Annotated in this window: 13 protein-coding genes; 4 read left to right on the top strand and 9 right to left on the bottom strand. The window is 62.6% G+C overall.

Annotated elements, in window-relative coordinates:
• Nucleotides 1–48 precede the first annotated feature (48 nt).
• Genes atpB through IPP90_18930 form a run of 3 tightly spaced genes read right to left on the bottom strand, consistent with a single transcriptional unit; the run spans nt 49 to nt 1,775 of the window.
• Nucleotides 49–1,101 carry a F0F1 ATP synthase subunit A gene (gene atpB, locus IPP90_18940; protein MBL0172740.1) on the bottom strand — a complete coding sequence of 351 codons (1,053 nt, stop codon included), beginning with the start codon at nt 1,099–1,101 and terminating at the stop codon, nt 49–51.
• A 15-nt stretch (nt 1,102–1,116) separates the two neighbouring features.
• Nucleotides 1,117–1,470 (bottom strand): hypothetical protein, encoded by a 354-nt coding sequence (locus IPP90_18935; GenBank protein MBL0172739.1) that lies wholly within the window; start codon nt 1,468–1,470, stop codon nt 1,117–1,119.
• Nucleotides 1,471–1,487: 17 nt separating this feature from the next.
• Nucleotides 1,488–1,775, bottom strand: a complete 288-nt coding sequence (locus tag IPP90_18930) for an AtpZ/AtpI family protein (protein MBL0172738.1) — start codon at nt 1,773–1,775, stop codon at nt 1,488–1,490.
• Nucleotides 1,776–2,034: 259 nt separating this feature from the next.
• Between IPP90_18930 and IPP90_18925 the strand changes: the two genes are divergently transcribed.
• From IPP90_18925 to IPP90_18915, 3 genes are all read left to right on the top strand, one after another.
• Nucleotides 2,035–2,484: a hypothetical protein gene (locus tag IPP90_18925; GenBank protein MBL0172737.1), complete on the top strand. Its 450-nt coding sequence runs from the start codon at nt 2,035–2,037 to the stop codon at nt 2,482–2,484.
• 169 nt (nt 2,485–2,653) lie between these two features.
• Nucleotides 2,654–3,640 (top strand): MoxR family ATPase, encoded by a 987-nt coding sequence (locus tag IPP90_18920; GenBank protein ID MBL0172736.1) that lies wholly within the window; start codon nt 2,654–2,656, stop codon nt 3,638–3,640.
• A 191-nt stretch (nt 3,641–3,831) separates the two neighbouring features.
• Nucleotides 3,832–5,652, top strand: coding sequence for an AAA family ATPase (locus IPP90_18915; GenBank protein ID MBL0172735.1), 1,821 nt, complete (start codon nt 3,832–3,834; stop codon nt 5,650–5,652).
• A 1,649-nt stretch (nt 5,653–7,301) separates the two neighbouring features.
• Here IPP90_18915 and IPP90_18910 read toward each other — a convergent pair.
• The 6 genes from IPP90_18910 to argF all read right to left on the bottom strand — a co-directional run bounded on the left by IPP90_18910 (nt 7,302) and on the right by argF (nt 14,068).
• Nucleotides 7,302–7,613, bottom strand: a complete 312-nt coding sequence (locus IPP90_18910; protein MBL0172734.1) for an HD domain-containing protein — start codon at nt 7,611–7,613, stop codon at nt 7,302–7,304.
• Between the two features lie 1,125 nt (nt 7,614–8,738).
• On the bottom strand, nt 8,739–9,509 hold the full coding sequence (locus tag IPP90_18905; GenBank protein MBL0172733.1) for a hypothetical protein: 771 nt from the start codon (nt 9,507–9,509) through the stop codon (nt 8,739–8,741).
• Nucleotides 9,510–9,774: 265 nt separating this feature from the next.
• On the bottom strand, nt 9,775–11,439 hold the full coding sequence (locus tag IPP90_18900) for a sigma-54-dependent Fis family transcriptional regulator (protein MBL0172732.1): 1,665 nt from the start codon (nt 11,437–11,439) through the stop codon (nt 9,775–9,777).
• Nucleotides 11,436–12,548: a glycine cleavage system aminomethyltransferase GcvT gene (gene gcvT / locus IPP90_18895; protein MBL0172731.1), complete on the bottom strand. Its 1,113-nt coding sequence runs from the start codon at nt 12,546–12,548 to the stop codon at nt 11,436–11,438. The genes IPP90_18900 and gcvT overlap by 4 nt, the downstream gene beginning before the upstream one ends.
• A 135-nt stretch (nt 12,549–12,683) precedes the next feature.
• Nucleotides 12,684–13,148, bottom strand: coding sequence for a thioredoxin-dependent thiol peroxidase (gene bcp / locus IPP90_18890; protein ID MBL0172730.1), 465 nt, complete (start codon nt 13,146–13,148; stop codon nt 12,684–12,686).
• The gene (gene argF, locus IPP90_18885) at nt 13,148–14,068 is read right to left on the bottom strand and encodes an ornithine carbamoyltransferase (GenBank protein ID MBL0172729.1); all 921 of its coding nucleotides are present in this window, start codon (nt 14,066–14,068) and stop codon (nt 13,148–13,150) included. The genes bcp and argF overlap by 1 nt, the downstream gene beginning before the upstream one ends.
• 158 nt (nt 14,069–14,226) lie before the next feature.
• On the opposite strand from argF, the gene IPP90_18880 reads away from it, so the two are divergent.
• The coding region (locus IPP90_18880; protein MBL0172728.1) for an alpha-ketoglutarate transporter at nt 14,227–14,475 on the top strand (249 nt) is incomplete at its 3' end.

Here is a 14,475-nt window from a genome sequence, read left to right as displayed (position 1 = left end):
ACTGATCACGCTCCACGGGAGATCGCGGAGCGCGTACTGCCGACTCTGCTAGTGGTGCGCTTCGCGAATCTGGCCGATGAAGACACTGGCCAGCAGCGTGAAGATGAACGCCTGCAGGAAGGACACGAACAGTTCAAGCATGCTGATGGCGGTCGCCATGAGTACCGGCGCGCCCGTGATGTACCAGTTCTGAAAGCTGAAGATCAGGCCGATGATGGCCAGCAGCACGATATGTCCCGCCGTCATGTTGGCGAACAAGCGAATCATGAGCGCGAACGGCTTGGTGAGCTTGCCCAGCATTTCCACCGGGCTCATGACAAAGAACAACAGCACACGCATGACAATGGGGAGTTCCTTGTTCCAGTAGAACATGGTGTTCAGGTACCCCAGACCGTTGGCCCGAATACCCGCCAGTTCCACGACGAAGAACGTGATGATGGCCAGGGTCGCCGTGACCGAGATATTGCCGGTGGCCGTGGACCCATAGGGAATGAGTCCCAGCAGATTGCAGCACAGAATGAAGAAGAACAGCGTCATGGCGAACGGAACGAACTTCTCCCCATGATGACCGACGTTGGGGAGCACGACTTCATTGCGCAGGTACAGGGCCAGGGCTTCGATGCCGCCGGCGGCACCACGCACGTGCCCGGATTCGTTGTGCTGGCGACGGCTGGCGTTGGCGGCACCGATCAGCATCAGACACGCCAGCGTGGCCCCCAACAGCAGAAAGACCACGTGCTTGGTGGGCGACAGATCAATCTCGATACCGCCAATGTGAACCGGCGGCCATTGCGGCAGCTCGATTTCCTTGGCGAGATGCGCGTTCGGCCAGGGAATTTCCAGATGACGACTGTCGGTGATATGCGGCGTGATGAAGTCGACCGCTGCCCCGGCTGCCGGCGCGTGTTGCGACTCCACCTGGGCTTCGGGAAGCGGCGACGCAGTGACGGTGGCCGATTCGATCGGCACCAGCACCGGCGGTTGCGGCTCCGATGCCGGCACGGTGCCCTGTGCGTCGACCCCCAACGGCAGCAACGCGATCGCGGTGGCGAGGGCCAGAGCGACGCGAGAGATATTCAGACTGCGAAACGGACGGCGCATCCCGTGCATCCGGAATCAGGCGTTCAGAAAGATCGGCTCGATCAGCGTCGAGACGAAGAAGAAGATCACCAACGACAACAGGGCCGGACCCGACTGCAGTCCCAGCGCCTTGATGCCCAGGAAGGCCCAGAAGGCCACCATGGCGAATCGCAGCACCACTCCCAACCCCCAACCGGCAATCACCTGTTGTCGCGCGACCAGACGCGCGATGGAAAAGGTGACGATCTGCACTCCCACAGACATCCAGGCGCTGGCGTGCACTGCGCGCACCGATTCGGCGTCAGTCCACACAAAGCGCGTGAGGATGACCGCCACCACCGCAACCAACATCGCCTGCGCCACCGTAAACAGGAGGAGCGCACGCAGCATACCGCGCGGCGCCGCCGTCACTGACCCACCGACCCGTCACGCGATGCGGTCGGCGGCTTGTCTTCCGGGTACGCGGTACGCATGAGTCGCCGATAGCTCAGGTAGAACGATCCTCCACCACCCACAAACACGCCGGCGAACAGAAAGACGGGCGATGTACCCACACGCGCGTCCAACCAGTTGCCGGCATACACGAATGCGATGAGCGCGACAAAGAACTGCATCCCCAGGCCAGCCACCGCCCACGGCGACGGATCACCACGGGTCGGTGACGGAGCCTTGTGGGGCTGCTTTTCCTCTGTCATTCGGGCGTGAAGTTAGGGGCTTGTGAAATTTTTCGCAAGCAACCAAAGTTCACGAAACCGAACAAAAACCGACACGCATTCCACATTTCGAGAACCTGAGACAGGACTGTCACTTACGTCGTCAGAAATTGCTTGACAGGCTCGACAGTCGTTGATAACATAGCCCAGTATCGAAATGTGACAGTCGGTCGTCCAAGTCCATGCAGCCGCGCTTCCTGCGCGTTCCACACCGCGTCACAGTCTCACCCTCCACTACCTGATGCTCCCACGCATCATCGTTCCACTGCTGGCAGCTGCCGTGCTCGTCTTCGCGTGCAGTCCGCGCACGCCGAATACGGTCGCCAGTGCGCGCCCGCGATCCAGTGTCGAACGGGGGGTGACCTCGCATGTGATGGTGGACACGGCGCGTGGCGAGGTCCGTTTCGCCATCGAAGTGGCGAATGATTCACGCAAGCGCGTGGAACTCGATTTCCCCGACGGTCGCACGCACGATTTCATCGTGCTGGACGACGCCGGTCGTGAAGTCTGGCGCTGGAGCGCCGGCCGCATGTTCACGCAGGGGATGCAGAACCGGTTGCTGGAAGCACACGACGCCGTGGTGTACACCGAACGCTGGCAGCCACCGGCCAAGGGTCATTACACGCTCGTAGCGCAGCTCCACAGCGAGAACTATCCGGTGCGGCAGCGCGTGGAGTTTGCGCTGCAGTAGTCCGCGAACGGCGTTCGACCGGTCCCACCCTGCTGCATCCCGGCGTTCGCGCAGTATCTTTCCCAGCGCACATCCGCACCGCTTGCCAACGGACGTCCACGGACGTCCGTAGTTGTTTGTCAGCGCGGCCGCATACACGCGTCGCGCCTCTCTCCCGCCCGTGGCTCTCGTGAACGCACCTTCCGACACGAACGACATCGCCCTGCTGCAGCGGCTCGCGGCTGCGCGCCATGAACTCAAGGAACAGATCGCCAAGCGCATCGTTGGACAGACGCACGTTGTCGACGATCTCGTGGCCGCGCTCCTGGCCGGTGGCCATGTGGTGCTGATTGGTGTGCCCGGGCTGGCCAAGACGTTGCTGGTGCAGACCGTGGCGCGTGCGCTCGATCTGACCAATACGCGCGTGCAGTTCACCCCCGACTTGATGCCCAGCGATATCACCGGCACCGAGTTGATGGAAGAAGAGCCGGGCACCGGCAAGCGCGCGTTTCGATTTGCGCCGGGCCCCGTGTTCGGCAACATGGTCCTGGCCGACGAAATCAATCGCGCCCCACCGAAGACGCAGGCCGCACTGTTGCAGGCCATGCAGGAACGTACCGTGACCGTGGCGGGGCGCACGTACGATTTGCCGAATCCGTTCTTCGTGCTGGCCACGCAGAATCCGATCGAACAGGAAGGCACCTACTCGCTGCCGGAAGCGCAGCTGGACCGCTTCATGTTCGAGTTGCGCATGGGCTATCCCACGCGCGAGGAGGAACAACTGATTGTCACCAGTACCACGGGGTCCACGGAAGGCGTGGTGAAGCCGGTGCTGGGTGCGGAAGAGCTGCTGTCGATGCAACGATTGGTGCGACGGTTGCCGGCGCCACCGAGTCTGGTGGAGTACGCGGTACGGCTGGCGCGCAGCACGCGTCCGGACAACCCTGAGGCCACCGCCAAGGTCAAGAAGTACGTGAGCTGGGGCGCGGGGCCACGTGCCTCGCAGTACCTCATTCTGGGCGCCAAGGCGCGCGCGGCGATGGACGGCCGGGCGATGCCCGATCTGGACGACGTGCGGCAAGTGGCGCATGCCGTGCTGCGGCATCGGCTGGTGGTCAACTTCCAGGCTGAGGCGGATGGAATTCCGGTTGAGGACCTGATCGAGTTGCCGCGTTGACTGGTTGACCGCGACCGGCGAACGCCAGACGCCACGTGGATGTCGAGCCCGCTTGCCGGCCGCGTCCACGTGGCGTTTGTGTAGGCGTCGACCGGTCTTCCATTGTCTGAATGGTGCTGGCGGACGGAGATGACACTGCGCTGACGCGGCGGGTCACCTTGTCGGTCCCCCACCTGAATCGAGGGATCTTCATGGCCCGACCCCGTCCGCACTTCCAGGCCAGTCCACTCCGACTGGGCAGCACCGGTGCCCTTCCCACGCACGATGCGTCGGGACAACCGATGATTCGACTGCAGACGCTTGGCGCCGCCGTGCTCATGGTGGGCGACCTGCGACTCAGTGCGGCGGCCGGGACGCTGTTCTCGGTGTTGGTGCGACTGAGTGGCACGCCGGGCATGATGCTGAGTCGCGAGGTGCTGCGGCGATCGTTGTGGCCGGATCAGGAAGAGGTCCGACAGCGCGCGAATCTGCGGCAGGCGCTGTACAAGCTGCGGGGATTCGGCGTGCGCGTCACGATGCACGGTGACGTGGTGCTGCTGGATGAGACGCAGGTGTTGCGTTCGTTTTCCCGCGAACGTACGGCGGAGACGTTTGAACGGGATGTGACCTTGGGTCACGAGCCCTTCGGTCCCTTTCTGCCGGGCTTTGCGGTGCCGTGGCCGGAGTTTCAGGAGTGGATCGATGTGCAGCGCGAGGCGGTGCACGCCGATGTGCGTCGGGTGTTGATCGACCAATTGCGTCGTCGCCGAGAGCGAGCCGATTGGGGTGGTGCCGACGCGCTGGCGCGCTGGCTGCTGCAATTCGATCCCCTGAATGAGGAAGCGACGCTGACGGTGGCCGAGTGCACGGCGTTGTCGGGCTCGAAGACGGAGGCGCTGGCCATCCTCGACCGGTATCTGGCCGAGTTGGGGCCTGCGGCCGGCGACATTCGATTGCCGGCGACGATGTTGCGCAAGCGTATTGCGGAACCCGCGTCGCGAGGTCGGCTGTCGTTTGCCCCCACCGAGCGCCATTTCGTGGGGCGCGACGCGGAGCTGGCCTCGTTGACGTTGTCGATGCGGCGCGCCCGGTGGCACGACGGCAGCGCGGTGTTGCTGCACGGGCCGCCGGGGATCGGCAAGAGCCGGCTGGGGCACGAACTCGACAAGGTGGCGACCATCGAGGGCATCCGTGTGGTGCAGACGTCGTGTCGGGAAAGCGACCTGCTGCGGCCGTTGTCGGTGTTTCTCGATGTGTTGCCGGAGTTGATGAGCCATGCCGGCGCACTGGGGTGCGCCCCGGAAAGCCTGGCGGCGCTGCGGCGCCTGGTACCCGCTGAACGATGGAGCGGTGATCCGCCCGGCGATGCGACGGCGCCGCGCGCGCCGATGCCGATGGCGGCGTCCCTGCGTCGCTCGATCATCGACTTGCTGTCGGCGGTGTCGGATGAGAGGCCGCTGTTGCTGATCGTGGAAGACGTCCACTGGATCGACGAACACTCGTGGGACGTGCTGGCCGATCTGATCGATCGCGCGAGCGCGATGCGGGTGTTCCTGCTGATGACCTCGCGCGAGCCCCACGCGCGTCCGCAGCGACCGCAGCGCGTGCCGCTGGGGCTGGACGTGCATCGGGTGCCGCCACTGTCCTCGGACAGCTGCCTGCTGCTCTCGCGCGCCATCGGGGACGATCTGGCGGCGACGATCACCGACGATCTAGGCGAGTGGTTTGTACGGGCGAGCGAGGGGATTCCGCTGTTTCTGCGCGCGTTGGTGAGTCACTGGATCGAGACGGGCGAGGCCGGCGGTGTCCCGCCGACGCTGCAGGGGGTGATTGAGCAACGGTTGAGTCAGTTGAGCGGCGATGCGCTGCGCGTACTGCAGACGGCGGCGTTGCTGGGGAAGTGGGCGACGTGTGAGCGGGTGGCGCTGGTGTTACAGCAATCCGCGTCAACGACGATTGGGAACATATCGGAACTTGAGAGCAATGGAATGCTTGTATCGACCGTCCACTTTGCCTTGCTTGTCATGAGTTGATATCAGCTTCGGCTAGTCTCAAACTCCAGTGTCTGGCCAAAGCCGCACTCCACTCGCGAATCGCGGCGGTGTTTGAAATTGAATTGGAGGAGAAGTCCAATACTGCGATGCTGCTGTCGGCGCTTAGGCACTTGGAAGCTGCCGGCGAATATGGAACTCTTGTTCGACTGTCGGCAAAATGGACAGCGAACCTCGACTCGTGCTCGGAGCCTGCAGAGACACTTCGGTTCCTAGAGTCAGTCGAAACCGGAGTCTGCAGAGTGCAGGCCAGAATGCGTCTACAATGGCGCGCCTCGCGACTACGCGTGGCGAGTACCTCTAGGGCAAGTCGGATCCCTCCGCGGACCAGGACTCCTCCGACCTCCCAAGGGCAGATCACACGAATACCGCGCCAGACGCAGAGTCGGCATTGTCGCTGGTCGAGAGCATCTATCGCGCCGACTCGGGGACCGATCGTGATCAGCTCGCCGACTATGTCGTTACGGTGGCATCACATTCGCGCCTACCGCATTCTGTTCGCGTTAGGGCTGCGGGAATTGGATTCGTGATCCTTTCGAATCAGTGTGATCTAGAAAGGGCCAATACGCTCTGGCGCGCGCTTTCGGCGTCTGCGTCACTGAACTCGGATTCGATCGCAGTCACGCGTGTCGCGCTAATCTACCATACGATTTTGGCGACCGCGATCAGGCGCGACACGCTAGCGACGAACCTCCTTCGACCAGCCCTCGGGGACGCACATTGCTGAGCGCTCCACGATGCGCTCAAGGCAGGATTTGCGCTTCGTATGGTTTCAGAGTTCGGACTACTTCCGGGCATTCGAACTTGCATTTCGTTTCCGCAGAGTCAGTTGGACACTTCCCGCAATCGCCTGAACGCGGTCTGGCAGCTGCTCAGTGCCATCTCGAGATTGGGCAACCTTGAATTGGAGCACGCGTCGAGAGCTTGTTTCAGGAGATCGCACGACCGCTACCAAGAAAAGCCCGGCGGGCTCTCTACGAGTTTTGCTCCAGCGCTCCTTTGTCGTGGGGCTATAGAGCGTTCGGATACGCAGATGGCTATTGAGTACTATGCACAATACGTAGCCGTAACTCCGGAACGCCCGACAGTGCGTACCGCCAGCCACACTCTCGACGGTGAAGGTTGCGATCGGGACTGCTCGCCGCCATTTGGATACGGCAGCCTAGATCGCAGAGTGCGTCCCTGAGCGCATTCGCTGACGGCATTGTTCAATTCGGAACCTCATACTTTTTGCCAGTGTCGCAGGCGCAGGCAATTGCTCGAAAAGATCTCCAAAGGTCGGGGAGACAGCACTATTTGTTCGATACGTGCGCGATCTTCGTCGAGAATTCGCTCCGTGGTCCGTTCGTCTCAGGCGAACTGCCGATTCCCTCGATGTGTCTACCGCCAGCTAACAGATCAGCCGACGCGACCAAGGCCGGAAAACTGACGCCGGGGTCGGATTCCTGGGAGATGCTAGGCGACACCGGAGTGCGCTGTCGGACAGCCCGGTCCAGATACTGCGTCAAAGTCAACCCTGTCCGGCGTCCTCTCCCGTGAACATCTGGTGGTACTCTGGGCTGGCAAGCAATGTCTCGCAGATCTTAGGATCAAATTGCCGTCCGGTGATTCGTATTAGCTCCGCCCGCACTCTACCTCCGTAATCGCTTTCGATACGGTCGATCCGTCGTCATAGCGTCGATCGTGTCCGCGAACATGATGATGCGTGCTCCAAGCGGGATATCCGTACCTGCCAAGCGATCTGGATAACCCGTGCCGTCCCAGTTCTCATGATGATGTCTGATAGCCGGAAGTACGTCCTCAAGCTCGCTAACTTTCTCAGCGAGTTCAACACTTTTAAGCGGATGCAGCTCCATGATAGCGCGCTCATCAGGCGTGAGGCGCCCTGGCTTCTTTAGGATTGGCTCGAAGATCTCGTGGATCTTTCCGACGTCATGGAGCAATGCCGCAATCGCGATTCGATCAACCTCCCTTGGGGAGTCCGATGGCTGCGCGAGCGCTGATGCGCGGACTTGGATACCCTCTGGGAATGACCTGACGTGTACGGATCTCGCAATTCAACGGTCTGAACGAATAGGTGAGGAGCTCCTGATTTGTCGTTGCGTAGTTGATGAGTCGAGTGGTTGAGTTAACGAATTCCAAGATTGCGAACGCAATAAAGGAACCCCCCGTAACTAAATCTGACATATGCCCAGGCGAATCCGTGAACAAACGGGATTCGACACTGCGTAATTACGCGAAGCCTCGATGACCTTATCTCGCCAAACGAGCGGCATTCCCTTCTGACTAGCGAAATCGCGGCTGCCACTGAAAGCGTGTTTACTAACAAGAAAGCAAGGACTGCTCCCGACTCCGGCAAGGCGTGAAGCTGTTCTTTCGACCTGGAATGCAGTTCCGCCGAGGAAGCCAAACGCGGCTACCGCCGACGCAGCCGCAAGAGCTGCGCGATGTTGAAGGCGCGCTTGATCGCCTGCTGCTTCTTCGTGTTGAATTCTGCGACGCTTACTGCACCTGCTACGAGTGCGATTGTTGTCCACGCAGGATACAGAACCACTGCAGAGAGGTACGGCGCAAAGCGACCACCGCCAGTGGTGGTACCTTGAGCTGGTAACCTGCAAGAAGTACCTACAAAGCCGACGAGCGTTAGCGAAGCTGACTGCCCACCAACAGGTCAAACGAACCTGGCTCGGGCACGACTAGCCCTGCTAGCAGGCGAATGCCGCCGCCACGATTGCATACACGTAAGTGAGAACGCTCTGCTCATCGGATTGAGTCGCCCCCGTCACTCGGTCAGGTTACATCCAAATCTTCGTTTCCGCGAACACGAACGAAGAAATCGCGCTCACGAGCTGGGCCAGAAATTCCATAATGCGTCACCTCCATCGGGTCAGTCACGTTGTCCCGCTCGGGACTGGACGTGCTATCGAATGTTGGCTCCGCTCATACTGCTTGGCCTGCCCGCTCGGCTCCGCTCTACCGGGATGACGGGGGACGTTTTGGGTTATCGTCTATCGGGACGATGAAAGGTGTGTGCGTGCGCCCGATGCCGAATGCATCAGACGCGCTGTTCAACGATCGAGATGCATCCAACGGTTGGTCGCATCGAGCACCGCCAACACCGCGCCGGTCTCTTTGCTCTCCCGCACTTCACAGCTGCCCGTCAGCACCGCGTTCTCGCGCCCCAGGCGCGCAATGACGCTGACGAAAATGAATTCGCGATCAAACGCATCGATCAACTTCGAGCCTTCCAGCGCCAGACTCCGGTCGCCGCCGGGTGTCGCCTTCATCGACTCCACGATCGCCAGCACGGTCGCCCGCGCGGCCAACTCCACACGCGACCGCTCGCTCTCCTGCCCCTCCGCTTCCCCGAAATACTCCTGCCCTTCCCGGCTCAGGGTGACCTTGCACAGCACGCCGCGTGTCCGAGACCGCCGCACTTCCACGTCCTCGAAAATCAGCTTGCGACGGCCGACAGTTTGAGTATCGACCGTCGGCGCAGAAGCCGAAGCAAGCCCAGCCATAACCGATGCCTGGGCCGCCGCCTGGGCCGCACTGGCCTGAGAGGAGACGTAGGCAGGATTCGCGACCCCGGGAATAGCCCCGGGAGGCATCTGCGGGGTGGTTGGCACCGGGCTCGGCGTGGCGTGGTGCGGCATGTCGGCCGCCCGCACGGGGTCGAGTGACTGGGCGATGCTGACCTTTCGGTGGTTGATCCGCAGCCCCAGCTGGGCCATGAGCGCGCTCTCGATGTTGCGCACCATGTTCTTGGGGACGATTTCGTTGGTCGTCAGGACATGGATTTCATCAATCGCGCCACTGTCACCGGGCACGATGCGCACGGACAACACCCCGGGAAGGGTGGAAATCAGTTCTTCAGCCCGCCGCAAAGGGAGGACGCTCCCTACAACCGCACTTGGTGACACGGGCGTCGATGACGAGCTCGTGCCAAAATTGACGGGGATCGACAGATATGGCTCCGCGGTGGGTTCGGACCAACTGGGGTCGACCGACTGGATCGTGTGCCAATATGTGGACAAGTCCGCCAGAGAGCAAGGCGCGAAATCTCCCAAGGCGTTGTCTCGCATGGACGTAACGGTTCGCACCTCAACCTGCGTCGAGGGCGCCATCGCCCTCCCCTTCGTCGATATCCACATCAACGTCGTACTCGCGCAGCTTCCGGTACAGCGTGCGCTCGCCAATCCCCAACCGTTCGGCGGCTTTCCGACGATTTCCGGAAGAATCCCGAAGAGCCGCCAGGATGGCCACGCGCTCGATTTCGGCCATCGTCATCCCCGGTCCCAGAGTGATCACCGTTGGCGCAACTTCCTGGTCGCGCGGCTCGATGCCGCGAACCAAACCCATCGGTGCCGACACGTCGCCGTACACGGACGCGCCAACGGCCGGCGATCGGACTTCCCCGACCCACGCCGGCGTCGACGCACGCCCTTCCACATCCATTCGACGACGCAACTCCTCCACCTGTAACTTGAGTTCGACCAGCGAACGGACGATGAACTCGAACTCGCGTCCCTGAGCCCGCTCCCCCTCGCGCACCAGCGGGCCAATGTGCACCGGCAATCGGCGCCCGCCACCGTCACGAATCGCGCGGGGAATGTCATCCGCCACGATTTCCCGGCCATGCGCCAACACCACCATGCTTTCGATGAGGTTGCGCAATTCGCGCACGTTTCCGGGCCACGGGTACTCCACCAGCGAAGCCATGGCTTCGGCCGCGATGCCGTGAAACGGCCGATCATGCTGGCGTGAAAATTCCGACACAAAGCGCCGCACCAGCAGCGGGATATCGTCCCGTCGCTCGCGCAACGGCGGCAGATAAATGCGCAGCACGTTGAGGCGATAGTACAAGTCGGCGCGAAAGCCGCCTTCCTCCACATGCTCGCGCAACGGTCGGTTGGTGGCCGCCACGACGCGGACGTCGATGGGAATTGCCTGCACACCGCCCACACGCGTCACTTCACGTTCCTCAAGCACCCGCAGCAGCTTGACCTGGGTGCTGGGCGGCACATCGCCGATTTCGTCGAGGAACAAGGTACCGGCGTCCGCCAACTCGAAACGTCCAAGTCGCCGCTCCGCCGCCCCCGTGAAGGCGCCTTTCTCGTGCCCGAACAACTCGCTTTCCAATAACGTCTCGGGCAACGCGCCCACGTTCACCGCGATGAACGGTTTGGCACGGCGAGGCCCCAGCCGATGAATGGCGCGTGCCACCAGTTCCTTGCCGGTACCACTCTCCCCTTCGATCAACACCGTGCTCGACACCGGTGCGATCTGTTCCACCTTTACCAACACTTCACGGATCGGCTCGGACTCCCCCACCAGTCCGGTCAACTCGGCCAATCGCTGGCGCTCGATGCGGCGGCGAATGCCGTCCACCACGTCGTCCAGCACGATGGGCTTGGGCCATGTCTCCGCGTATCCGATGTCGCGCAGTCGATCCTGCATCGCCGGATCGGACACATCGGTGAGACCGACCACGGGAATGCTGTCCCACAGTTGCTGACGCACCAGCGCGATGTTGGCGGAATCAAGCAACGCCCCGGTGAGCACCAGCAAGTCCGGCGAGGCGCGACGCAAATCACCGCGCACATCATCCATCGGCGAGATGGTCACCACGGAAAACCCCAGCGCCTCGAGCGCAGCATTGAGCCGCACGGCCGGTTCGACGTCGCTCATGAGAATGGCGACGACGCTGGGCGCGTCGTCGCCGCTTCCCCCACGCCGCGTCGAGGCGGCGCGCGTGCGCGCGGTCATGCCTTGGCCGGTCGCTTGTAGAACGGCAGCTTCACCACCCGGGCCGGCAGTTTCTTGCCACGGATTTCAATTTCGAACTGCGTCCCGACGACGGCCGCCGCGCTGGGCAGATAGCAGGTGCCGACCGGCACACCCAGCGTGGGACTCATGATGCCGCTGCACACTTCACCGAACGGCATGCCGCCGTAGGTGACGGGATAGCCTTGCCGCGGGATGGCCCGCTCATCGATGGTGAAACCCACCAGGCGACGATCGGTCCCTTCGTTGTGCTGCCGCGCCAGCACATCGCGACCGACAAACGTCTCGGCCTTGCCGAGCTTCACGATCCAATTGAGTCCCGCTTCGATTGGCGTGACCTGATCGTTGAGTTCATGGCCGTACAGGCACAACCCCGCTTCCAAACGCAGCGAATCGCGCGCGCCGAGTCCCGTTGGCGTCACCTTGCCGGTGGCCATGACGGCGTTCCACACCGACACGGCCTTGGTCGCATCGAAGTACAGCTCGAACCCATCCTCCCCGGTGTATCCGGTGCGCGAAATCGTGCAGGGCACGCCGGCCACACGACCCTCGGTGAAGCGGTAGTACTTCACGTCACCCAGCGGCACGTCGGCCAACGACTGCACCACACCCGCCGCGTCGGGCCCTTGAATGGCCAGCAACGCAATACTGTCGCTGATATCGGTCATGGTGCATTCATATTCGAAGATATTGGCTCGCAGGTGCGCAATATCCTTGTCCCGGTTGCTGGCGTTGATCACCAGCATGAGCTGATCGGCAAACCGATAGACCAGCAAATCATCGACGATAGTGCCGTCGGCCCGCAGCAACGTGGAGTACTGGATCTGTCCGATGGCCAGCGCCGCCACGTCGTTGCTGGTTACCGATGACACGAACCGAATGGCGTCAGGGCCACGCACCAGCACTTCGCCCATGTGTGAGACGTCGAACATGCCGCACGCCTCGCGCACAGCCTTGTGTTCAGCGGTGATCCCCTGGGGGTATTGCACCGGCATCTCGTAGCCGGCGAAGGGGACGATCTTCGCGCCGAGCGCGACGTGGACATCGTGAAGCGGGGTGCGCTTGAGTGCGCCGGCAGCAGTAGCAGTCATCAGGCGGGATCCGGTTGGCTCGGCCGGTGATCGGCCGGTGGCTAAAGATGCCTGCCGGCTGCCGAAAATGGCAGAGCCGCGCCACTACGGGATGCCAGCGTGGCAGCAGGCCACGCATGCATCGGACGCCTACGCTCAGAGCCCGTCGAGGACCTTTTGAACCGCCGCCGCGTGGCCGGCCGGGATCACCTTCTCGAAGACCTTGGCGATCTGCCCCTTGGCGTCGATGACGAACGTGGTGCGTTCGACACCCATGTACTTGCGGCCATACATGGATTTCTCCTTCCACACGTCGTAGGCCATGGCGATGGCCTTTTCCGTGTCGGCCAACAGGGTGAACGGCAGGTCGTATTTCGCCTTGAATTTGACGTGCGACTTGACCGGGTCTGGGCTGACACCGAGGATGACGGCCCCGCTGGTGGCGAAGCGCGGAAAGAGGTCGCGGAATTCGCACGCCTGGGTGGTGCACCCGGAGGTGTCGTCCTTGGGATAGAAGTACAGCACCACGGGTCGACCGCGGAGTGACGACAGCGTCAGTGACTCTCCGGTGTCGGTGAGCACGGTGAAATCGGGTGCCTGAGAACCAGCAGTTGGACGCATCAGCAGAGGACCTCTCGTCCCATGAGGACGGCCATGATCGCCTTCTGGATGTGCAGACGGTTCTCCGCTTCATCCCATACCGCACTCTGCGCGCCGTCGATCACCTCCGCCGACACTTCCTCGCCGCGATGGGCCGGGAGACAATGCAGGAAGATGGCGTGTGACGCGGCGCGTGCCATGAGCGCCGCGTTCACCTGAAAGTAGGCAAACGCCTTCGCGCGGAGCTTGTGTTCCTCCTCCTGTCCCATCGACGCCCAGACGTCGGTGGTGACGACGTCGGCGCCCTCAACGGCCTCGCGCGGGTCGCGCAGCAACCGCACGTCGGCCGACGCGGCCTTGGCCAGAAACCCCGCGTCAGGGTCGTAGCCTTCCGGGCATGCCAGCCGCAGCGCAAACCCCAGGTGCGCGGCCGCCTCAATCCAGGAGTTGGCCATGTTGTTGCCATCGCCAATCCAGGCCACGGTGTGCCCTCGCACGTCGCCGAGGTACTGCCGCATGGTGAGCACGTCGGCCAGCACCTGACAGGGATGCGACAGGTCTGTGAGGCCGTTGATCACGGGAACGCCGGAGTACTCCGCCAGACGCTCGACGTCGGCGTGCGCGTAGGTGCGGATCATGATGCCATCGACATAGCGCGACAGGACCCGCGCCGTGTCTTCGATGGGTTCACCGCGCCCGATATGCACGTCGCGCGGCGAGAGAAAGTGCGCGGTGGCACCGAGCTGCGTGGCACCCACCTCGAACGAAACGCGAGTTCTGGTGGACGACTTCATGAAGATCATCGCCAACGCCATGCCGGCCAGCGGCTTGCGATCGTACTCCCGGGATCGCATGCGCTCGGCCATGGCACAGAGCGCGAACGTCTCATGCGCGGAGAAGTCGCTGATGTTGAGGAAGTCTCGATGGGGGCGCAGGGACATGGTCGAGGGAGTTGGCCGAAACGGCGAAGGCGCGGCCATGGGAGCCGCGCCCTCGGATTCGGTCATGGGAATTTATGCGGTTCGCGTGCATGGGGGCACCCCGCAGTCGACAGGGCGCGCGCGGCGTGGCAGCTTGCCGCATGCCAATCTCCACGCCCATGCCAGCCGCAGTGCCTGCTCCCGAGCCCGGGTCGTCGCGCCAGCGACTGCGCGCCATCTTTGGCGGCTCCATCGGCAATCTGGTGGAATGGTACGACTGGTACGTCTACTCGGCGTTCTCGTTGTACTTCGCCCAGGCGTTCTTTCCGCCGGCCAGCCAGACCGCGCAGCTCTTGAATGCCGCGGCCGTGTTCGCGGTGGGCTTCTTCATGCGGCCGGTGGGCGGGTGGTTGTTGGGGCGGTACGCC

This window comes from Gemmatimonadaceae bacterium (genome assembly GCA_016720905.1).
GTDB lineage: Bacteria > Gemmatimonadota > Gemmatimonadetes > Gemmatimonadales > Gemmatimonadaceae > Gemmatimonas.
The sequence above is the reverse complement of the archived record's forward strand: the minus strand, read 5'-3'. Positions and strand labels throughout refer to the sequence as shown.

Bases quoted from the DNA above. Each gene is read 5' to 3' on its own strand.
- gcvT (MBL0172731.1), bottom strand. From the start codon at position 12,548: ATGACTGCTACTGCTGCCGGCGCACTCAAGCGCACCCCGCTTCACGAT.
- IPP90_18925 (MBL0172737.1), top strand. From the start codon at position 2,035: ATGCTCCCACGCATCATCGTTCCACTGCTGGCAGCTGCCGTGCTCGTC.
- argF (MBL0172729.1), bottom strand. From the start codon at position 14,068: ATGTCCCTGCGCCCCCATCGAGACTTCCTCAACATCAGCGACTTCTCC.
- IPP90_18915 (MBL0172735.1), top strand. From the start codon at position 3,832: ATGGCCCGACCCCGTCCGCACTTCCAGGCCAGTCCACTCCGACTGGGC.
- IPP90_18900 (MBL0172732.1), bottom strand. From the start codon at position 11,439: ATGACCGCGCGCACGCGCGCCGCCTCGACGCGGCGTGGGGGAAGCGGC.
- atpB (MBL0172740.1), bottom strand. From the start codon at position 1,101: ATGCGCCGTCCGTTTCGCAGTCTGAATATCTCTCGCGTCGCTCTGGCC.
- bcp (MBL0172730.1), bottom strand. From the start codon at position 13,148: ATGCGTCCAACTGCTGGTTCTCAGGCACCCGATTTCACCGTGCTCACC.
- IPP90_18935 (MBL0172739.1), bottom strand. From the start codon at position 1,470: ATGCTGCGTGCGCTCCTCCTGTTTACGGTGGCGCAGGCGATGTTGGTT.
- IPP90_18930 (MBL0172738.1), bottom strand. From the start codon at position 1,775: ATGACAGAGGAAAAGCAGCCCCACAAGGCTCCGTCACCGACCCGTGGT.